This is a genomic window from Hymenobacter amundsenii, assembly GCF_002204745.1.
GTDB lineage: Bacteria > Bacteroidota > Bacteroidia > Cytophagales > Hymenobacteraceae > Hymenobacter > Hymenobacter amundsenii.
Map to the genome: position 1 here is coordinate 1 of NZ_NIRR01000003.1, position 21,079 is coordinate 21,079.

A 21,079-nucleotide genomic window follows, 5' to 3' on the forward strand; every position below is an offset into this window, starting at 1 on the left:
GAAGTTGTGCGGGCGCTGCCGTGGAGTACTTGTCCCATAAGTTCGTGCGAAATTCCAGCCCGGAAAATACACCATCTCTCTCTGGGACTATACACCTAGGCATTGGCCATGCCTCGGTCCCTGCCAATGCTGCCTAACGCTTGGCACCCGCCCTTTCCGTTCCCGAATTCCCCAAAAACTCGACTAGTCGCTTTTATCCCCCAACAAAACAAAACCCCGGCGCCATTGGTTGCCGGGGTTTTATACCGTCTTAAACTTTATAGACTTTCTAAAGCTACTCGGCCGCCAGTAAATCGGCGCTCCGCTTCACGAAGGCAGTTAGGGCCTCGCCTTTTAGCATGCCTTGAGCCAGCAAGGCCAGGTCGAAGGCCTGGCGGGCCAGCTTGCCCCCGGCCTCAGCTTCGGCGCTGAGCACGCGCTGGGTGATGGGGTGGTTGGCATTCACACTCACGGTGTAGCTGTCGGGCAAAGAGCCGAACATCTGCATGCCGCCACCGCCGCCGGTACGCTGCATATCCTTCATGCGGCGCATGAACTCGGGAAGCGTGATGATGACGGGCGCATCCTGGGGCGAGAGAGCCTCTACCTGCACCTGCATCTGGTCGTTGCTGATGGCCTGCTTGTACACGTCGGTCAGGCGGGTCTTTTCGTCGTCGCTGAGCACACTTTCCGGTGCGTCGTCCTTCGCGATGAGCTTACCTACCGTCTCGGCATCCACGCGCTTGAAGGTGGTTTTCTCCAGCTTCTGCTCCAGCTGCCCGATAAAGTGCGAATCGAGCGGACCGCTGAGTTCAAGCACATCGTAGCCACGGTCCTGGGCGGCTTGCACGAAGCTGTGCTGGGCCTCGGCGTCGGTGGTATACAGCACCACGGTTTGCTCGCTTTTGTCTTTCTGGTTGGCCTGCACGAACTCCTGATATTCGGGAAGCGTGAAGGTTTTGCCAGCCACGTTCTGCACGAGCACGAAATCCTTCGCCTTCTCGTAGAACTTCTCGTCCGAGAGCATGCCGTACTTCACGAACAGCCCGATATCGGACCATTTCTGCCACAGTAAACCCTAACAGCAGGGTTACTGTGGCACGCGAGATTCTTCGCTTTGCATGACGTTCTGCTAAACCCAAAAACCAAAAAAAAGCCGGTCAGCCGTGGGGCTGCCGGTGGTTATTGGAGGTAAGGATGCCAGTTCTGGTCGAGGGTGCCGGCGCTGAGCTTGAGGAAGCCGGTGAGCGTGGGTTTCTTGGGCTGCTGCCGGATGGTGAGGCCTGCCTCCTGAGGCGTGTAGTGGCCCTTGGCGTGGTTGCAGCGGGAGCAGGCCGTAAGCAGATTGCTCCAGCTGGAATCCCCGCCCCTACTTCGAGGTAGTACGTGGTCGAGCGTCAGGTTTTTAGTCGAGCCGCAGTACTGGCACTCGAAGTTGTCGCGCTTCATCACGTTGTGGCGGCTCAGGGCAATGCCCTTGTAAGGCACGCGCACGTAACGCTGCAACCGGATGATGCTCGGCTTGGGGTACGCCCGGCTCACGGTGCGCAACACGCCGTGCTCGGATTTGGCAATCAGTTCGGCTTTTTCCAGATACAGCAACACGAAAGCCTTCTGGACGCTGCACAGCGTAATCGCAGTGTAGTCGCCGTTCAACACAAGCACCTTTTGGTCCATATAACGCGAAGAAAAAAGAACCTACTCTGCCAGAAAGCTAGATGATTCTAAGCGCATTAACAACAGACGAAAGGTTCTGGTTGCGGGCAGATGAGTGGAAGAAGGAAAGAACTGTTATTCTGAGCGGCGCGAAGAATCCCGCGTGCCGAAGCAACTCCAGATAGTAGGGTTACTTTGGTACGCGGGATTCCTTGCGCTGCTCAGAATGACAGTTCTTGTTCTCTGGCCCCTTGCTTGTTTCTACTCCTCGGGCAGGATGCGCTTGATGAGGCGCAGCTTGTGGCTGTACTTCTGCTGGTCGCGGCGGAAGATGCCGTTGTGGTCGAGCGGGTCGATGCGGACCTCGCCACTGGCGTGCAGGATCTGCTGGTCGTCGAGCAGCAGGCCCACGTGCACGATGCGGCCCTCGGCGTTGTCGAAGAAAGCCAGGTCGCCGGGGCGGGTCTGGGCCACGAAATGCACCGGCTGGCCCGCCTGAATCTGTTGGTGAGCATCGCGGGGGAGCTGCACGCCCACCAGCCCGTAGAGCTGCTGCACGAGGCCCGAGCAGTCGATGCCGAACAGGGTTTTGCCGCCCCACAAATAGGGCGCTTTCAGGTACATGAGGGCCGTTTTATGGAGCAGGCGGCGGCGGCCGTCCACCGAGCCGTGGGGGCCGTGGCCGTTGCGCGGATTGGTGGCGGCCCCGTTGTAGAAGTAGGGCTGGTCGCCGAGGCGCAGGGTCATGCCATCGAAAAACGGCAGGCGGGTACCGAGCGTAACGGGCATTTTGGTGGTGTCGTCGCTCACCATCTGCACCACATCGAGCGTGCGCGGATGGTCCTCAGCCTGCCAAAGACGGAAATACTCAGCCGTTACGGGGCGGTGCTGCTTGGCATCCATCCAGCCCACGTACTGGTCGGCGGCCAGGCGCACCTGTAGCCAGTTGCCCTGCACAAGCAGCACCGAATAGCACTCCCCAAAAATAAGCTGGGTGACGATTTCGGCCTTGTCGGTGGGTTCGGCCCGCACCGGCACGGCGCTCAGGGCGCAAATTCCGTGTTCCAAAACGGTGAATGAGTGAATGAGTGACTCGATGGATTTGACGTTCGTGGGGCCGGAGCGGAGCGGTAAGCCTGACGAAGCAGGATTCAGTGGGGAAAAAGAGAAGGAGAATTTCCCGCCATTCGTGCCGCTAAGCTCCGCAGCCCTCAGCCCTTCGTTTTGGCATCTCTACCTAATAGTCCCGCGCCCGGTCCATTTCGCGCTTCTGGTCCTTGGCTTTCAGGTCGTCGCGCTTGTCGTAGAGCTTCTTGCCCTTGGCCAGGGCAATTTCGAGTTTGGCGAAGCCCCGGTCGCTCACGAACAGGCGCACAGGCACGATGGTGAGGCCCTGCTCCTGGTTTTTGGCGGCCAGCTGCTTGAGTTCGCGCTTGTTGAGCAACAGCTTACGGGGACGCTTGGGTTCGTGGTTGTTGTAGGTGCCCTCGGTGTACTGGGCAATGGTGATGTTATGAGCCCAGAGGCTGCCGTCGGGATGGAACACGCAGAAACCGTCGCCGAGCTGCACGCTGCCGTCCCGGATGCTCTTGATTTCGGTGCCTTGGAGCATCATGCCCGCCGTGTAGTTCACCAGAAAGGCGTACTCGAAGCGGGCCCGGCGGTTCTGGATGTTGATATGCTTGACCTTTTCTTCCTTCATCACTGATATGCGCTGGTTGTTGCGCTGATTTCGCTGATTGTATATGCTGGTGGCCCGATGCACAAGCGGGCACGGGCAACTCGCCCCTACCCCCGCAGTTCCCGAAACCGGGCCTGCAGCTTCGCGCTACTCACGATGCGCTGGCCGGTGCGGCCGGTGGCTACCAGCCGCTCACCCACCCGGGCTTCTACGCGGCACAGCAACTCGGGGCCGTTGAGCTGCTCAAAAATAGCCCTAAATTCCACGGTTTCCCCTTCGAAGGCCGGGCCGCGGTGCTCCACCGTCAGCAACGTGCCAATGCTCTCCTCCCCCGCTTCCAGCATCTGCTCCACAAACTGCCGGCTCGTCCACTCCAGCGCCTGCCCCAGCGCAAACGTGCTCAGCACCGGATGAATCAGCCGCCCATCGAGCACCGCAAAGTCGGCCGCCGTCACGGTCAGCCGGTACGTCTGCTCATCGCCGGGCTGGAAAGGGTTGGTCATTGGGTGGGGTTAGGGAAGAACATCATTTGGAGCGTAGCGAAGAATCTCGTGTGTAGTTGTAACTCTTAATAGTAGGATTACTTTGGCAACGTCAGCACGCAAGATTCTTCGCTACGCTCTGAATGACGTTCTTTCCGTCCTGACAACTGGCACCTACGCCAGCTTCAACCTTGGGTCCGAACTCACCAGCTGGGTGGCGAAGTCGCCGGCTTCGTACTGAAATTGGGCCGTGATGGCGACCATGGCGGCGTTATCGGTGCAGTATTGGAAGGCGGGGATGAACACTTGCCAGCCTTGGGCAACGGCTTCGGCTGGCAGCGCCTGGCGCAGGCCGCTGTTGGCGGCCACGCCCCCCGGCCAGGGCCACCTGGGTCAGACCCTGGTCGGCGGCGGCGCGGCGCAGCTGGCGTAGGAGCGTCTGGATGATGGTGTGCTGGATGCTGGCGCAGAGGTCGGCCAGGTTTTCGGCCACGAAGTCGAGGTTTTTCGCTGTTTCCTTCTTCACGAAGTACATAACGGCTGTTTTCAGGCCGCTGAAGCTGAAATCGTAGCCCGGCATGGTGCCTACCGGCAGCGGGAAACGGGTGGGGTTGCCCTCGCGGGCCAGCTTGTCGAGGTGGGGGCCGCCGGGATAGGGCAGGCCGAGCAGCTTGGCCGTCTTGTCGAAAGCCTCGCCAGCTGCGTCGTCGATGGTCTGGCCGATAATTTCCATGTCGAGCGGCCCGCGAACCACCACCAGCTGGGTATGGCCACCGCTGACGGTAAGGCACAAAAACGGAAACTGCGGCCGGGGCTCCTCAATAAAATGCGCCAGAATGTGGGCCCGCATATGGTTGACGGCAATCAGGGGTTTGCCCAAAGCCAGCGCCATCGTTTTGGCGAACATCCCGCCCACCAAGAGCGAGCCCAGCAGCCCCGGCCCCTGGGTGAAGGCTACCGCGTCGAGGTCGTGCTTGCTGACTCCGGCCTGCTTGAGCGCCGAATCCACGACCGGCACCAGGTGCTGCTGGTGGGCCCGGGAGGCCAGCTCGGGCACCACGCCGCCGTACTGCTCGTGCACCTGCTGGGTGGCCACCACGTTGGCCCGGATTTCGCCGTCGACGAGCACGGCGGCCGAAGTGTCGTCGCAGGAAGATTCGATGGCGAGGATGGTGGGCATATTTGGGAGCTAGGAGTTGGAAATGGCTGTATAAGAACGGGGTCATGCTCAGCATATCAACGTTCTTATCATACCGTTCTGACAACAAAATTACTACTGCCAGCCGTATGCTTCGGCCAACCGCTGTTTTTCCCCTCCGATTCTAACTTCCGGCTCCTGACTTCTAGCTTCTATCTTTGTCTTTCTTAGCTCCGCTCTGCCCGTGCCCCGCTTCCTATCCATCATCCTGAAAGTACTCTTTGGCCTGCTGCTGCTGCTGGTGCTGGCCGTAGTGGGGGCGCTGGTGGCGTTGCGGGTGCCGAGCGTGCAAACCAACTTGGCTCAACGCGCCGCCCGCATGCTCACCGATAAGCTGGGCCAGAAGGTACTGGTTAACCGGGTCGATATCCGGCCCTTCTCGCGGGTGTTGCTCGAAGGCGTGCGGGTGCTTGATAGGCGCGGTAATGAGCTGTTCAACATCGGCCGGGCCGATGCCGACATCAAACTGTTCAGCATTTTTGACCCCAACCATTTGCACGTGGGCCGGCTCACGCTGGAGGAGCCTCGCTTTCATTTGGTCACCTATAAGAATCAGCCCGACTCTACTACCCTCGACCAGTTCATTGGGGCAGTGAAGCGGCTGCTTGGGCCTTCTGACACCACCAAGGTCAGCAAGCCGTTCGACTTCCAGATTGAGGCGCTGAGCTTGCGCAACGGGCAGTTCGTGCTGGAGCGCCACGACGTGCCCCGCAGCCCCGAATACGGCCGCACGATGGATTACGCCCACATGCGCCTCGACAGCATCTACGTCGATGCCGACCAGCTCTGGCTGCGGGGCGACTCCATCCACGCCAACATCAGCGGCCTGCGTACCGTGGATACGCCCTCGGGCACGCGGCTGCGGGAGCTAACGGCCGACATGACCTATACCGACCGATTCTGGGAGTTCGACAAGCTGATGCTGCGGGTCGAGGACAGCCGGATTCACGATTACCTGCGCTTCGAGTACCGCCGCTTCCTCAACTTCACCGACTTCAACGACTCGGTTAAAGTTATTGCCCGGCTGAAGCCCAGCCGGCTCTACTCCGACGACATTGCCAAGTTTGTGCCCGATCCGGCGGTGCGGGAGCTCAACGAAACCATCCTCATTTCGGGGCAGGCGAAGGGCTACGTGCGCAACTTCACCACCAAAAGCCTCGACATCCGCTACGGCGAAGGCACCCGGGTGCGGGGCGACATCAACGTGGAGGGCCTGCCCAATTTCAAGGAGAGCTTTATCGTGATGCGGCTCCAGCCCTCGGTGGTGCAGGGCAGTGATATCCGGCGCTACATTCCCGATAAAGGCTGGCCCTACGTGCGGCGGCTGGGCACCGTGAAGCTGAAGGGGCAGTTTCTGGGCTTCTACAACGATTTCGTGGCCAACGGCTCGTTCCAGACGGCGCTGGGCTCGGTCACGTCCGACGTCAACCTCAAGTTTAAAACCGACCCGCGCTACTCCACCTACGAGGGCCAACTGCGCACCACCGGCTTCCAGTTGGGCAAACTGCTGGGCGACGAAAGCGTGGTGCGCGACGTGACGATGAACGGCAAGGTGCAGGGCGTGGGCTTCGATTTGCGCACGGCCCGGCTCACGGCCAACGCCACCGTGCAAAGCATCTGGCTCAATGGCTACCGCTACCGCAACATCGTCACCAATGGCCGCTTCAGCCGCGAGTCGTTCACGGGTAAAATTGCGGCCAACGACCCCAACCTAAAGTTCGATGCCACCGGCAGCGTCAGCCTCAACCCTGGCCGGCAGGCCTTCAATTTGAAGGCCAACGTGCGGCGGGCCGATTTGCGGGCCCTGGGCCTGACCAAGGAAAGCATTACCGTGGCCACCACCGCCGACGTCGATTTCCAGGGTTTGCGCCTCGACGCGCTGCTCGGCTACGCCCACCTGCGCGACTCGCGCCTGACCTACGCCGGCCGCACCGTCAACATCGACACGCTCGACGTGCTGAGCCAGCTCGACGCCGGGCAGCGCCGGGTGCGGGTGCGCTCGGAGGTGCTTAACCTGGCCCTGACCGGCGACTTTACGCCCAGCACCGTTATCCGCGACGTGCAGACGCTGGTGGCCGAGTACCGCCTCAATTTCGAGAGCAACGACAATGCCATTGCCGCCTACTACCGCCGCAAGCGCCAGCAGCCGCTGCCCGATTACCAGGTGGCGCTCAACCTCTACCTCAAGCAGCCCAACCCGCTGCTGCACCTGTTCGTGCCCCAGGTCAGCATTTCCGATTCCACCCGCATCGAGGGGTCGTTCCGCAACGGGCCGACGTCTATTTTCCGGCTCGGCGGGCAGGTGGCCAGTTTCCGCTACGACAGCATTCGGCTTAAAAACAGCGAGTTCGACCTGACCACCTCCAAGCTGCCCTACCAGCCCGAGGTACTGGCCCAGGCCAGCATTACGTCGGAGCAGCAGCGCGGGGTGCCGGGGCTGGGCACCACCGAGAACTTCTACGTGGAGGGCGTCTGGGACCAGGAGAAAATCAACTTCTCGACTGCCCTGGCCCAAACCGGCACCACCAACAAAGCCCAGATCAACGGGGCGCTAGTGTTCCTGGACGACGCCGTAAAAATCATTTTCCGTCAGTCGGGCGTGAATTTGCTGGGCAAGAACTGGACGATTGCGCCCGACAACTCGCTCATCATTTCGGGTGGGGGCCGCGAGTTCGACTTTCAGAACGTGACGCTCAGCAACGGCCAGCAGAGCATCAGCGCCCAAGGATTTCTGTCGGAAAACCCCAACAAGCCCCTGGCCCTTACGGTCACCGATTTCGAGCTGGCCACGCTTAATGGCCTCACCGGCAGCCAGAAATTCGGGGGCCGCGTGAATGCGCTGGGCACCATCAGCGGCGTATTCGGGCCGCTGGTCATCAACTCGACGCTGAAGGTCGATTCGCTGAAAATGGACAACGTGCTGATTGGCGATGTGCAGGGCCGCGGCGACTGGGACAACAGCACCGACCGTTTGAACGTGAACCTCGACGTAACCCGCGACGCCCGCCAAGTGCTGGCCGTAACGGGCTACATCGCGCCCGGCTCCGAAACCCAGCAGCTCAACCTGACGGGCGTGCTCAGCCGGGCACCCATCAAAATCGCCCAGCCTTTCCTCGGCACGCTGTTTCGCGATGTGAGCGGCACCGGCGTGGGCACGTTGCGGGTGGGTGGCCGCTTCAGCGCCCCCGTGCTCACGGGCAACATCGACGTGAGCGACGGCCGGCTCACGTTCATTTACCTGGGCACTACCTACACCTTCGCCGACCGCATTCGGTTTCTGGAGGACCGCATTCAGCTTCAGAACATCACCCTGCGCGACCTGCAGGGCAACTCCGGCACCATTAACGGCAACATTTACGAGCGAGGTTTCCAGGATATGCGCCTCGATCTGACGGCCTCCTTCCGCAAGCTCCAGGTGCTAAACACCAGCCGCCAAGACAATGAGCTGTACTTCGGGCAGGCCTACGCCACCGGCACGGCGGTCGTGCGCGGGCCGGCCGACAACCTGTTCGTGAACGTAACGGCCCGCAGCGAGGCCGGCACCCGGGTTTCACTGCCCTTCGATAACACCGCCAAGGCCGAGCGGGCCAGCTACATCAAGTTCGTCAACCGCAACCTCTCCGACTCGGCCCGGGCGGCGCTGGCGGCGCAGGGCCCGACCGCCAAGGGCAACGTCGATTTGTCGGGTATCCGGCTGAACATGAACCTCGACATTACGCCCGATGCCTACGTGGAACTGCTGCTCGATGAGAGCACCGGTGACATTATCCGGGGCACGGCCACCGGCCAGGTGCGGCTCAATATTGACACCCGGGGCGATTTTAACATGTACGGGCAGGTGGAAATTGTGCGCGGGGCCTACAATTTCACGCTGCAGGGCCTCGTGAACAAGGAATTTGTGGTGCGGCCCGGTGGCACCATTGCCTGGAACGGCGACCCGCTGGCCGGCGAAATGAACGTGACGGCCACCTACACCCAGCGTACCAGTCTGGCCCCCGTAATTTACCAGAGCAGCAGCGGCTCGGCCAACACCTCGCTGGTACCCGTTACGGCCGTCATGAACCTGACCGGGCCAATTCTGCAGCCCATCATCAAGCTCAACCTCGAATTCAACGACATCCCGTCTTCGTTGGAAGGCGATTTGGCCCCCTTCCTGTCGGCCATTCGCAACGACGAGCAGGAGCTGAACCGGCAGGTGTTTAGCCTAGTGGTGTTCCGGCAACTCACGCCGCCCGGCTCGTTGGCCGTCACGCGCCTGGAGGGCGGCAACAACGCGCTGGGCAATAGCCTGGGCCAGATTCTGAGCACTCAACTCGGGCTGCTGACGTCGCAGATTGACCCCAACCTGGAAATCAGCTTCAACATCAACGGCCTTTCGGCCGAGGACTTGGCCGCCTTGCAGCTGCGCCTGAGCTATTCGTTTCTCAACGGCCGCCTGCGCATCACCCGCGACGGCAGCTTCGGCAGCAACACCACCTCGGGCTCAGTGGGCAACGTGCCGGTGGCCTCGGCCCAAACCTCGGTTATCGGCGACCTGAGCCTGGAGTACTACCTGCGTCCCGATGGGAAGTTCCGGGCCAAGCTGCGCTACGAAACCACCCCGCGCGACCTCACCGGCCTAAGCCAGGGCGTAAACCAGGCCCGAGCAGGCATCTCACTGCTGCACACCGAGCAGTTCGATACCTTCCGTGAGCTGTTCGCCCGCAAGCGCCTGAGCCGCCGCGACCGGGACGCCCGCAAAGCCCGCGAGCTGCAAGTGGATAACGACCCGCGCACGGAGATATGAGGTTATTTTGTTGTCGCGCCTTACGGTCGCCTCACCCCCTAGCCCCCTCTCCGAAAAGGAGAGGGGAACTAGTTGCTAGCTTTGCAGCTAGTATTCTAACTCTTGTTCTAGCCCTGAAAACCAGAAGCTAGTTCCCCCTCTCCTTTTCGGAGAGGGGGCTAGGGGGTGAGGCGCCACGTAAGAACAACTCACCGAGTCACTCATTCACTCATTCACCGCATGAAGCAGCCCACCCGCAAAAAGAAGCTCGGTAGTTATCCGCACCTGATGGTCGTGTTCAGCATTACGCTGGCGCTGCTGGTAATTGGCTTGTTCGGGCTGCTGCTGATTCATGCCCACAAGGTATCGACGCTGGTGAAGGAGAACCTGGAGATGCAGGTGTATTTGCAGCGCGACTTGCCCGAAACCCAGCTGCTCCAGCTCCAGCAGGATCTGGCCCGCAAGCCCTATGTGGCCCGCAAGAACAACGAGCCCCAGGTGCGCTTTCTGTCCAAGGAAGAAGGTGCCCGCCAGCTCATCGACCAGACGGGCGAAGATTTCCAGCAGTTTTTGGGCGACAACCCGCTGCGCGATGCCTACCTGCTCAAAATAAACGCCGACTACGCCGACGCCAAAAACCTAGCCCGCATCAAGCAGGAGCTAACCCAGGAGTCGGGCGTGTTCGAGGTCGATTACGTGGAGAGCCTGATTACATCGGTGAATGAGAACCTGCGCAACGTGAGCCTGGTACTCATCGGCTTCGCGGCCATCCTCACGTTTGTGGTGGTCGTACTCATCAATAATACCATCAAGCTGGCCCTGTTTTCCCAACGTTTCCTGATTCGGAGCATGCAGCTGGTGGGAGCCACGCCGGGCTTTATTCAGTGGCCGTTTCTGCGACGGGCGGTGTGGCAGGGCCTCGTGAGCGGCCTGCTGGCGGGCCTGCTGCTGGCGGCATTGCTCCAGTACGCCTACCTGCAACTCGCCGAGCTGCGCCTGCTCGAAGACAACCAGCTCTTCGCGGCCCTCGGCCTTTTTCTGGTGGTACTGGGCATGGGTATCGGCTTTTTAAGCTCCTGGCGGGCCGTGCGCAAGTACACCGGCATGTCGCTGGATGAGTTGTATTAAAGTAGTTTGAGGTTTTAGGGACTGGATAGGAGAACGTATCATGCTGCAACTTCGCTCCGACTCTGGCTCCATGCGCCACATGCTCAGCATGACGCCGTTTTTCCCCGCCTCCCTTCTTCCCACTCGTTGCCCCCAAACCCGCATTCGTTGAATTTCTGCGGCGGCTTACGGCAACTCCTGTACCTTTGCCTGCTATGGAATCGACTACTCCCCGCTTTGCCTTTGGGCCGCGCAACTACCGCCTCATGTTTATCGGGTTGGCCGTGCTGGCGGCCGGCTTCATCACCATGACCCTCGACTCGACCGAGTATGGCGAAGGGTTTCTGGGCATCACGCTGGGCCCGATTCTGCTGGCCGTGGGCTTCCTGCTCGAATTCTGGGCCATTATGGCCCGCCCAGGCTCGACGGCCGCGGTAGCCCACGATGAGGTAACCGTCACGACTGTGCCCTCGCAACCCGTGCCGCCTGCCACGACCGCGCCCACTGCTCCTACATACAAGCGCTAGCCAAACACCGGGCTAGTTTCCCGGCTTCGAAGCCCTCCAGACTCCTCCCATGACCTACTGGCACGCGCTGATTCTCGCCATTGTCGAAGGCCTGACCGAATTTTTGCCTGTTTCCAGCACCGGGCACATGATTATTGCTTCCGCCCTGCTGGGCATCCCGGCTACGGCGTTTACCAAGCTTTACCTGGTCGTTATCCAGCTCGGAGCCATTTTTTCGGTGCTGGTGGTGTACTGGCGGCGGTTTTTTCAGAATTTCGATTTCTACCTCAAGCTGCTGGTGGCCTTTCTGCCGGTAGTTGTGGTAGGGCTCACGCTGAAGAAATACATCGACATTCTGCTCGAGTCGGTGACGACGGTGGGCCTGATGCTGCTTTTCGGCGGCATCGTGCTCATGTTCGTGGATAAGTGGTTTCCGCAGGAAACGATAGAAGAAGGCGGCCACCCGACCACTACGCCCAGCTTCCGGCAGGCCTTCGTGATTGGCGTGTTCCAGTGCCTGGCCGTGGTGCCGGGCGTGAGCCGCTCGGCGGCCACCATTATCGGCGGCCTCACCCAGCGCCTCACCCGCAAAGCCGCCGCCGAATTCGCCTTCTTCCTGGCCATGCCCACCATGGCGGCCGCCTCGGCCAAAGACCTGCTCGATTTCTACCAGGACGGCGGCCGCCTCTCGGGCGCCGATGTCAAGCTGATTCTGTTCGGCAACGTGGTAGCTTTCGTGGTGGCGCTGCTGGCCATCCGCCTCTTTATCGGGTTCGTGACCAAGTTTGGGTTTCGGGCCTTTGGCATCTACCGCATCATTGTGGGCGGCATTCTGCTGGTGATGATTGGGTTAGGAATTGATCTGAACCTGCTCTAATGGAGAAGAACCTGACGGATTTCGACTTTGAAACGGGTGAAGTACTACTCGTGGACAAACCGCTTACCTGGTCGTCGTTTGATGTGGTGCGGAAGGTGAAAAACACGCTGCGCATCCGCAAAATCGGCCACGCCGGCACCCTCGATCCGCTGGCCACCGGCCTGCTGATTCTGTGCACCGGCAAAAAAACCAAGCAGATCGACCTGATTCAGGCCCAGCAAAAGGAGTACACCGGCACGTTTCGCCTGGGCCAGACCACGCCCAGCTTCGACCTGGAAACGCCCGTGGATGCCGAGCAGCCCTACCAGCACCTCACCGAGGCCGATATCCGGGCCGCCGTGGCGCAGTTTATGGGTGAAATCACCCAGACCCCACCCCTGTTTTCGGCCGTGAAGGTGAACGGGGAGCGGGCCTACGAAGTGGCCCGCCGGGGCGAGGAAGCCGTTATCAAGAGCAAGCAGGTGACAATTGCCGAGTTCGAGCTGACCCGCATTGCGCTGCCTGACCTGGATTTCCGCATCAGTTGCACCAAGGGCACCTACATCCGCAGCCTGGGCCGCGACTTGGGCGAGGCCCTGGGCTGCGGTGCTCACCTGACGAAACTGGTCCGCACCCGCATTGGTGACTACCGCCTGGCCGACGCCCTGACCATGGAGCAGGTGCAGGCCCTGGCCCCGCCCCGCCCTGAGGGCCAGACCGACCGCCCCACCCGCCCCCGCCGGGAGCGGCAGCCCGAACGCCGCGCCGGTTTGGAGTACTTCAACGCCACGCACGCCGCCCCGGCATCTCCCGATTCCGGCTCCGAAAATTCGTAACCTTGCAGCAGCGCAATTGGGGCAGCTTAAGCACTGCCAGCTAGCCATGCGCCGCCGGTTGCAATTCAACGCACTATTGTTTAGAAAGGAAGCTAACGGCTAACAGCTGAAAGCTAATAGCTGACCACTCGATGGAGGTAATTCAGGACCCGGCTCAGTTTCCCTACCTCGGCAACGCCGTGGTAACCAGCGGCACGTTCGACGGCGTGCATGTAGGCCACCAGCAGATTTTGGACCGGCTGCGGGAAGTAGCGCGGGCCAGCGGCGGGCCGGCCGTGGTCATTACCTACTGGCCCCACCCGCGCCTGGTGCTGGACCCGCCCCCCTCCCACCCCGAGCCCCTCGACCTGCACCTGCTCAATACCTTGGAGGAACGGGCCGCCAAGCTGGCCGAGTTCGGGGTCGATTACCTGCTCATCATTCCGTTCACCCGCGAGTTTGCGGCCTGGTCGTCGGAGGAGTTTATCCAGCGCATCCTGCTCGACACGGTGGGCACGGCCAAGCTGGTTATCGGCTACGACCACCGCTTCGGCCGCAACCGCGAGGGCGGGTTCGAGTACCTGCGCGAGCATTCGGGCCGGTACGGTATGAGTGTGGAGGAAATTTCGCGCGAGGACGTAGACGCAGTGGGCGTGAGCAGCACCCGCATCCGGCGGGCTCTGGAGGCCGGCGACGTGGCCACCGCCAACCGCTACCTGGGCTACGATTACCCGTTTACCGGCCTCGTAGTAAAAGGCCAGCAGCTGGGCCGCACCATCGGGTGGCCCACCGCCAACCTGCACTGCCCCGAGGACCTGAAGCTAGTGCCCGCCCGGGGAGTGTATGCCGTGCACGCCACCACGGCCGCCGGTGCCGCCTGGCCCGCCATGCTCAACATCGGGGTGCGCCCCACCGTGGCCGGCAACCTGGCCCAGACTGTGGAGGCCCACTTGTTAGGCTTTGAAGGCGACCTGTACGACCAGCCGCTGACCGTAGAGTTTGTAGCCCGCCTGCGCGACGAGCAGAAGTTCGAAGGCCTCGACGCCCTCAAGGCTCAGCTGGCCCGGGATGCTGAGCATGCCCGACAGCAGTTGGCAGGCGGCTGACAGGGCGTTGCTATCTGGCGTAGGAAGTGCGCTTTTCTTTGGGTAAGTTGCCGGGCCATCTCACCTTAGAATATCCTTATGAAAGCCTCTATCCCCCTGCTGTTTACGCTGCTGCTATTGCTATGCGTCGGGGCCATGCCCGGCCAGGCTCAATCACAGCTATGGAAGAGTCGCTACCTCTCCCCAGGCCAGGATAATTTACAAGGCATGCTCATTATGCGCAGCGGAGGTTATCTGCTCAGCGGCACTGCAAGCCCCAGCCTTTTTCTGGTTCGGACCAAGGACCAGGGCGATACCCTCTGGACCAAAAAGCTCCGGGTGCGCAAGTTCACCTCCCTCGCCGCTACTGATCTGCTCACCGAGGACAACGCCGGCCAGGTACTGCTGGTGGCCTCCACAACCACTGGCACGGCCAGCTGCCTCATCAAGCTCAACCAGGCCACCGGCGACACGCTCTGGACCCAGGCCCCGACAGGCCCCGCCGCCCCCGACTACACCGATCTGGCCTGGACCCCGGCCAACGATTACGTACTGACGGCCAACATTCAGGGCCACCCCTATCTGGTGCGCATGTCGGCCGCCGGCCAGATTACCCGCCAAACCCTGCTCGACTACGCCCCCGACCTGCCCGGCGGCGTCACCCGCATGGCCCGCGGAGCCGGCGGGTACTGGGTAGCCTTGAATTCCTCGACCAGCACCACCACCTCCGGCACCATCAAGATGGTGTTTGTGAGTGATGCCGGCGTCCGCGGCACCGAGTACCTCACGTCTTTGAGCATCCCCTATGGAAATTCGATTTATGGCCTTCTTCCCGGCCGAGGTATCCGAAGCTTCCTTCCCGTCGAGGACGGTAATTTCTTAATGGTTGATTCCGGTGCTGCCACCAAGCTTTCTTCCACCTTTACCACCCTATGGACGAGGAACGATTTTAGAGCCTCTCCGAGCAGTCCTGGAGCTAGGTCCTTGTTGCAGGGCGTCCGTACTACCAGCGGGAATTATGTTTTTGCAACCATTTCTGGTGAGGGCTCCCATTCTGTAAAGGTGGACCTGCTCTGGGTTTTACCCGATGGTACGCCGCTCCGTAGCGGATTCTATTTTTCAGGCCTAGACCTCGGCAACCCCGATAAAGCGCTTATGCAGGTGAATCCGGTAACTGGCCAATTCGCCCTGGCCACTAGTATTAGCGGGGATTACGAGATGGTTGGTTTGAGTGGAGATGCCGTGCTGGCGGCGGCACCCGCAACGGCGGCGGCAGCGGCCCAGCTCTACCCCAATCCAATAACGGAGGCGGAGCGTTTGACCATTATAGCCTCGGTCCCGCTGACCGGCCCCTATCTGCTCGCCGATATGCAGGGCCGCGTCGTGCGCAGCGGACGCATGCAAGCCACGGCGCTGGGCCGCTACGCCCTGTCGTTGCTGGGGTTACCGGCCGGCATGTACCAGCTGCAACTCACCGATTCGCAGGGCCAGCGCACGACCCTCAAGATACTGAAGCAGTAGCCGGTCAGCAACACTTATTGCATAGAGGCCCTAGAAACGCAGTTAGCGCAGGCTGCCGGGCATGCTCGGCAGCAGCTAGTGGACCGTTGGAGCCGCTTTACTGCTTGGTATAGGAGGTGGGGATTTCCTTGGGTAAATTGCTCGGCCATCTCACCTTACAGCATCCTTATGAAAATCTATACCTCTCTCATCGTTATGCTGTTGCTACTCGGCACTTTGGCCATGCCGGGCCGGGCCCAGGTTTTGTGGAGCAAGCAGTATGGCACCCCGGCAGTTGATGTACTGCAAGGCCTGCAAACTATCCGCAGCGGGGGCTACCTACTCAGCGGTCATCAGCTGGCCTCCGGAAGCGGTGCTCTTTTCCTGGTTCGCACCAAAGAGCAGGGCGATACCATCTGGACCAAAAAGCTCCGCGTCCGAAAATTTACCTCTGTAACCGCTACCGATCTGCTGAGCGAAGACAATGCGGGCCAAGTGCTGCTGGTTGCTTCCGGACGCACCGGTGCGGCTATGGCTACCTGCCTAGTCAAGCTCGACCAGGCCACCGGCGACACGCTTTGGACCCAGGTCACGGCGGGCCCCACGGCCCCCGACTACACCGATCTGGCCTGGACGCAGGCCAACGACTACGTGCTGACGGCCAATATCGAGGGCCACCCCTATTTAGTGCGCATGTCGGCGGCCGGCCAGATCACTCGGCAGACCCTGCTGGATTACGCGCCCGACCAGCCCGGCGGTGCTACCCGGCTGGCCCGCGGCACGGGCGGCTACTGGGTGGCCGTAGACCCCATGTCTGGCCCCGGCACTATCAAAATGATTTTTGTGAGTGATGCCGGCGTCCGCGGCACCGAGTACCTCACGTCTTTAGAAACCGCTTATTTTGCTTCGGACCCCGGCCGAGGCATCCGCAGTTTTCTGCCGGTTGAGGAGGGTAATTTCCTACTGGTTACGTCCAATACGGCCAGCAAGCTTTCCCCAACCTTTACAACGCTGTGGGCGAAGTATACTTTCACGGGTTTCCCGGGTAGCATTGGGGCCTTCTCTTTTTCGCAGGCCCAGCGCACTACCAGCGGCAACTACCTGCTACTCGGTACCGGCCGCACTTCGAACAACATAGAAGTAAACCTGTACCGCTTCTCACCGGCGGGCAGTTCGCTTGGTAGGGAAGGCTATTTTGCCGGCTTGAACTATGGTTACAACAATACCCGCGTGCAGGTGAACCCCGTTACCGGCCAGTTTGCCCTGGCCGTTGATACGGGCGCCGATGCTGATTATAAAATGATTGGCCTGACTGGTGATGCCGTGCTGGCGGCAGCTCCCCGCGTGGCCACCCCGGCGGCCCAGCTGTACCCCAATCCGGTAGCCGACGCGGAGCAGGTGACCATCACGGCCCCCGTCCCGCTCGCCGGCCCCTACCTCCTCACCGACATGCAGGGCCGCACCGTTCGCAGCGGGCGCGTGCAAGCCACGGCGCTGGGCCGCTACGCCCTGTCGTTGCTGGGGTTACCGGCCGGCATGTACCAGCTGCAACTCACCGACTCGCAGGGCCAGCGCACAACCCTGAAGGTGTTAAAAAACTGATTACCGGCTGCTCCCCGGCACGTACCTTGCCCCAACCAGGGCAAGGTTTTTTTGCGTCCTATTAGTTAGATTATCCTGGCCGGGCACTGAAATGTAGCAGAAAGCAGTAGTTTTCAGCAATATTATTCTTGATTCTATTATGATTCGCTACTTCCTTCCGGGCTTCATCCTGCTGCTGCTGCTGGGCCTGAATGCCCGGCCCGCGCAGGCCCAGTTCACCGTTAGTGGCGTAGCCCGCGACTCGCTGAGCCGGGAGCCGCTAGGTTTCGCTAGTGTGTTTCTGGCGAAGACGACGTATGGCACGATTACCGACGAGGCCGGGCGCTTTACGCTATCAGGCGTAGCACCCGGCAGCTACGATTTAGTGGTGTCGTATCTGGGCTATCGGCTTTACCAACTTCCAGTACAAGTGCGCGGGCCGCTCACGGTTAATCCGTTGCTGGCGCCCCTTAGTACGCAGTTGCAGGAGGTATTGGTGCAGGCTCGCCGCCACCGCAACGACCCCGCGGCCCTCCTGAAGTTCAAGCAGCTTTTCCTAGGCACAAGCTCATTTTCACGACAGTGTAAAATTCTGAATGAGGAGGATATTGTCGTTGACTTTGACCCGAAACGCAGCATCCTGACGGCCAGCAGCTCCAGCTTTGTAAAAGTAGAAAACCAGGCGCTGGGCTATGTAGTCACGTATTACGGCTTGCGGTTTGAGGCCGACCTCAACCAGCAGACTGTAATATTTTTGGGAAAGCCAGGTTTCACTGAATTGCCTGCCCGCAATGCCCGGCGCCAGCAGCAATGGCAGCAAAACCGCCGGACCGCTTACATAGGTTCACTCACCCACTTTCTGCGAGCGGTACATAACGACCAGCTCACGGCCCAGGGCTTTCTGGCCCAACGCACCCACCAGGTTTTCAACATCCGCCGCGCCCGGGCCGACTCGTTGTTGAAACAGCAGCGGGCAGCAGCGGGTGGCAAGCCATTCGACGTCAGCGACTCGCTCATGGCGCGCCTAAGTGAGTCCCCTGCTTACCTATACCTCTATACCCGGCCCCTGCCTGCTGATAGCCTGCGCCGCCGGGCCACCGATGGCACGTACCAACTCCGTTTCCGCGACCAGGTGCAGGTGACCTACCAGGCCGAGAAACCCGACCCCCGCTACCAGCCCGCCAGCCCCCTGGGCGGCCTGTTGCCCCCGGCCACCACTCAGGTTGTTATCAGCTCTCAGTCGCCACCCACCCCCCAGGTTTCCACCCTCTACCTGCTCCAGCCCGGGGTGCGGCTGCTGCCCGACGGGCAGCTGGCCGAGCCGCTGGCCATTTTCACGGAGGGATACTGGGCGTTTGAGAAGATGGGCGAATTCCTACCCCTCGATTACGCGCCCAATCTGCCGCCGGTTCCGGCCCAAAAGCCCTAACTTTCCCGCCCCACCCAATTCCTTTCCATGATCAACAAAACAGTAAGCGGCCCCGAGGCGGCCCTCGAAGGCCTTACCGATGGCATGACGCTCATGCTCGGCGGCTTCGGGCTCTGCGGTATTCCCGAAAATGCCATCCAGGAAATTCTGCGCCGGGGCGTAACGGGCCTCACCTGCATCAGCAACAACGCCGGCGTCGATGATTTCGGCATTGGGCGGCTGCTCCAGACCCGGCAGGTACGCAAGATGATTTCGAGCTACGTAGGCGAAAACGCCGAATTTGAGCGCCAACTGCTGGCCGGCGAGCTGGAAGTTGAGCTTATTCCGCAGGGCACGCTGGCCGAGCGCTGCCGCGCCGGTGGCGCGGGCATCCCGGCCTTCTATACGCCTGCCGGCTACGGCACCGAGGTAGGCCAAGGCAAGGAAAGCCGCGAGTTCAACGGCAAAATGTACCTGCTCGAACACGCCCTGCACGCCGATTTCGCCTTCGTGAAAGCCTGGCGCGGCGACACGGCCGGCAACCTCATCTTCAAGGGCACGGCCCGCAACTTCAACCCCATGATGGCCACGGCCGGCAAAATCACGGTGGCCGAGGTGGAGGAGTTGGTGCCCGCCGGTGAGCTGGACCCTAACCAGATTCATACGCCTGGCATCTTTGTGCAGCGCATTTTCGAGGGAAAAGATTACGAGAAGCGCATTGAACAACGAACCGTTCGCCAGTCGTAATTAACCCAAAACGTCATGCTTCGACTTCGCCTCCGGCTACGCTCAGCATGACAACTATAATTCCCCAAAGAACATGGCACTAGACAAACACGGCATTGCAAAACGCATTGCGCAGGAAGTAGAGAACAACTCGTACGTCAACCTCGGCATCGGGATTCCGACGCTGGTGGCCAATTACATTCCTGAGGGCATCAACGTGGAGCTGCAGAGCGAGAACGGGCTGCTGGGCATGGGGCCCTTCCCGACCGAGGCCGAGGTAGACGCCGACCTCATCAACGCCGGCAAGCAGACGGTCACGACGCTGCCCGGCTCCAGCCTCTTCAGCTCCTCCGACTCATTTGCCATGATCCGGGGCGAGCACGTGGACCTGACGATTCTGGGTGCCATGGAGGTATCGGAAAACGGCGACATCGCCAACTGGAAGATTCCGGGTAAGATGGTAAAGGGCATGGGCGGGGCGATGGACCTCGTGGCCTCGGCCAAAAACATCATCGTGGCCATGCAGCACACTTCCCGCGACGGCGCCAGCAAGCTACTGCCAGCTTGCACACTACCCATTACGGGCCTGCGCTGCGTGAAGAAAATCGTGACCGAGCTGGCCGTTCTCGACGTGACGCCCGACGGCTTCGTGCTCCGCGAGCGGGCTCCGGGCGTATCAGTTGAGCAAATCAAAGCCGCTACCGCCGGCAGGTTGGTAATTCCTGAAGGTGGCGTACCGGAAATGGCTATCTGAGCTATTAGCTGCGGAGGGCGATGTAGGGGCGGGGCTTAGCTTCGCTGTCCTTCGGTTGCTCCCGCCCGCCGTTGAACGATTCGGCAACGAGCCGTTGTACAAACCCAACGGCGGGCGGGGGCAACCGAAGGACAGTGAAGCTAAGCTCCGCCTCTACATCGTTAACTACTCTAACTACGCAGCATCGCCTGGGCCAATATGTGGCGTACGGCTTCGAGGGTGAAGTGGGAGAAGCAACGCTGGAAATGGGCTAGGGCCTCGGGGGCAGGCAGCGAGCCGGCGCGCACGGCAGCGGCCAGGTGGAGGGCCAGTTCGTCGGGGTTGCTGGTGAGGGCCGGGAACTCGTGGTGGCTTTTGTAGCGCAGCAGCACCTGCACCCGCAGCTCGGCGGTGGCCCCGGGCACCTGGCGCAGCAGCCGCTCCATGAGTAGCTGCACTTCATCCATGAAGAGCAATCGGACCAGCCCGGGCGGGCAGGGCACGGCTTGGCCGGGGGCGGCCGTGAGCAGTACGGCCGCAGGGCTCCCGGGCTCCCAACCCAGCAGCTGGGGCGGAGTACAGAGCCAGGCCGTAGGCGGAAACCTTTCCGGAGCCCACAGCACGGCGGCTAAGTTTTGCAGACGGCGTTCTTCGGGCAACAGCATCGTGCAAGGTACATAAGGGGAGCTGGTGGAGTAGTTTGCCAGGGCGGCTACGGAGTGGATGGCCAGCGCGGTGCGGCAGCTATAAGACCCTTTCGGCGACCCTACCCATGACCCGTTTGGTAACAATAAAGTTCGTCGGGGGCTGTAGGATAAGGGCATCATTAGCACGGCAAACTCACCAGCTCATCGCCGGCTTTGCCTACCATTTTACCTCTTCTTGCGTATCTTAAAAAAGCTCCCGTTGCGGGAGTTGTACCTTTGCGTACTTTCTTACGACTTCATTTTACGAGTATATGCCCGCGAGTTCCCACGGAAAAACCGGCGGTAAAGCCGCCA

General features: G+C 60.9%; 17 protein-coding genes and 1 pseudogene. 11 read left to right on the forward strand and 7 right to left on the reverse strand.

Annotation, left to right across the window (positions count from 1 at the left end):
* Positions 1–274: 274 nt before the first annotated feature.
* The 6 genes and pseudogenes from CDA63_RS03170 to tsaD form a co-directional block, all read right to left on the reverse strand.
* Positions 275–1,051 carry a hypothetical protein gene (locus CDA63_RS03170; protein WP_317044033.1) on the reverse strand — a complete coding sequence of 259 codons (777 nt, stop codon included), beginning with the start codon at positions 1,049–1,051 and terminating at the stop codon, positions 275–277.
* A 110-nt stretch (positions 1,052–1,161) separates the two neighbouring features.
* Positions 1,162–1,656, reverse strand: a complete 495-nt coding sequence (locus CDA63_RS03175) for an HNH endonuclease (protein ID WP_088463004.1) — start codon at positions 1,654–1,656, stop codon at positions 1,162–1,164.
* A gap of 240 nt (positions 1,657–1,896) precedes the next feature.
* Positions 1,897–2,703, reverse strand: coding sequence for a C40 family peptidase (locus CDA63_RS03180; RefSeq protein ID WP_242434531.1), 807 nt, complete (start codon positions 2,701–2,703; stop codon positions 1,897–1,899).
* Between the two features lie 169 nt (positions 2,704–2,872).
* Positions 2,873–3,337, reverse strand: a complete 465-nt coding sequence (gene smpB, locus CDA63_RS03185) for an SsrA-binding protein SmpB (RefSeq protein WP_088463005.1) — start codon at positions 3,335–3,337, stop codon at positions 2,873–2,875.
* 86 nt (positions 3,338–3,423) lie between these two features.
* Positions 3,424–3,819 (reverse strand): thioesterase family protein, encoded by a 396-nt coding sequence (locus tag CDA63_RS03190; RefSeq protein ID WP_088463006.1) that lies wholly within the window; start codon positions 3,817–3,819, stop codon positions 3,424–3,426.
* A 153-nt stretch (positions 3,820–3,972) separates the two neighbouring features.
* A pseudogene (tsaD, locus tag CDA63_RS03195) lies at positions 3,973–4,978 on the reverse strand (tRNA (adenosine(37)-N6)-threonylcarbamoyltransferase complex transferase subunit TsaD).
* Between the two features lie 202 nt (positions 4,979–5,180).
* On the opposite strand from tsaD, the gene CDA63_RS03200 reads away from it, so the two are divergent.
* From CDA63_RS03200 to CDA63_RS03250, 11 genes are all read left to right on the forward strand, one after another.
* On the forward strand, positions 5,181–9,782 hold the full coding sequence (locus CDA63_RS03200) for a translocation/assembly module TamB domain-containing protein (RefSeq protein WP_088463007.1): 4,602 nt from the start codon (positions 5,181–5,183) through the stop codon (positions 9,780–9,782).
* 219 nt (positions 9,783–10,001) lie between these two features.
* The gene (locus CDA63_RS03205) at positions 10,002–10,889 is read left to right on the forward strand and encodes a cell division protein FtsX (RefSeq protein WP_088463008.1); all 888 of its coding nucleotides are present in this window, start codon (positions 10,002–10,004) and stop codon (positions 10,887–10,889) included.
* A 194-nt stretch (positions 10,890–11,083) separates the two neighbouring features.
* On the forward strand, positions 11,084–11,395 hold the full coding sequence (locus tag CDA63_RS03210; RefSeq protein ID WP_088463009.1) for a DUF3098 domain-containing protein: 312 nt from the start codon (positions 11,084–11,086) through the stop codon (positions 11,393–11,395).
* 49 nt (positions 11,396–11,444) lie between these two features.
* Positions 11,445–12,251, forward strand: coding sequence for an undecaprenyl-diphosphate phosphatase (locus CDA63_RS03215; protein WP_088463010.1), 807 nt, complete (start codon positions 11,445–11,447; stop codon positions 12,249–12,251).
* The gene (gene truB / locus CDA63_RS03220; protein WP_088463011.1) at positions 12,251–13,066 is read left to right on the forward strand and encodes a tRNA pseudouridine(55) synthase TruB; all 816 of its coding nucleotides are present in this window, start codon (positions 12,251–12,253) and stop codon (positions 13,064–13,066) included. Before CDA63_RS03215 ends, truB begins: the two co-directional genes overlap by 1 nt.
* Before the next feature lie 131 nt (positions 13,067–13,197).
* A complete protein-coding gene (locus tag CDA63_RS03225; RefSeq protein ID WP_088463012.1) occupies positions 13,198–14,151 on the forward strand; it encodes a bifunctional riboflavin kinase/FAD synthetase in 954 nt (317 codons plus the stop codon).
* Between the two features lie 78 nt (positions 14,152–14,229).
* Positions 14,230–15,651, forward strand: coding sequence for a T9SS type A sorting domain-containing protein (locus CDA63_RS03230; protein ID WP_088463013.1), 1,422 nt, complete (start codon positions 14,230–14,232; stop codon positions 15,649–15,651).
* A 168-nt stretch (positions 15,652–15,819) separates the two neighbouring features.
* A complete protein-coding gene (locus CDA63_RS03235; RefSeq protein WP_088463014.1) occupies positions 15,820–17,232 on the forward strand; it encodes a T9SS type A sorting domain-containing protein in 1,413 nt (470 codons plus the stop codon).
* A 139-nt stretch (positions 17,233–17,371) separates the two neighbouring features.
* Positions 17,372–18,640: a carboxypeptidase-like regulatory domain-containing protein gene (locus CDA63_RS03240; RefSeq protein ID WP_088463015.1), complete on the forward strand. Its 1,269-nt coding sequence runs from the start codon at positions 17,372–17,374 to the stop codon at positions 18,638–18,640.
* Positions 18,641–18,667: 27 nt separating this feature from the next.
* Positions 18,668–19,366, forward strand: a complete 699-nt coding sequence (locus CDA63_RS03245; RefSeq protein ID WP_088463016.1) for a CoA transferase subunit A — start codon at positions 18,668–18,670, stop codon at positions 19,364–19,366.
* Between the two features lie 73 nt (positions 19,367–19,439).
* Entirely contained in the window at positions 19,440–20,099 is a 660-nt protein-coding gene (locus CDA63_RS03250) for a 3-oxoacid CoA-transferase subunit B (protein ID WP_088463017.1), read from the forward strand.
* A 170-nt stretch (positions 20,100–20,269) separates the two neighbouring features.
* Here CDA63_RS03250 and CDA63_RS03255 read toward each other — a convergent pair whose 3' ends face one another.
* The gene (locus tag CDA63_RS03255) at positions 20,270–20,743 is read right to left on the reverse strand and encodes a hypothetical protein (RefSeq protein WP_088463018.1); all 474 of its coding nucleotides are present in this window, start codon (positions 20,741–20,743) and stop codon (positions 20,270–20,272) included.
* Positions 20,744–21,079: the final 336 nt, after the last annotated feature.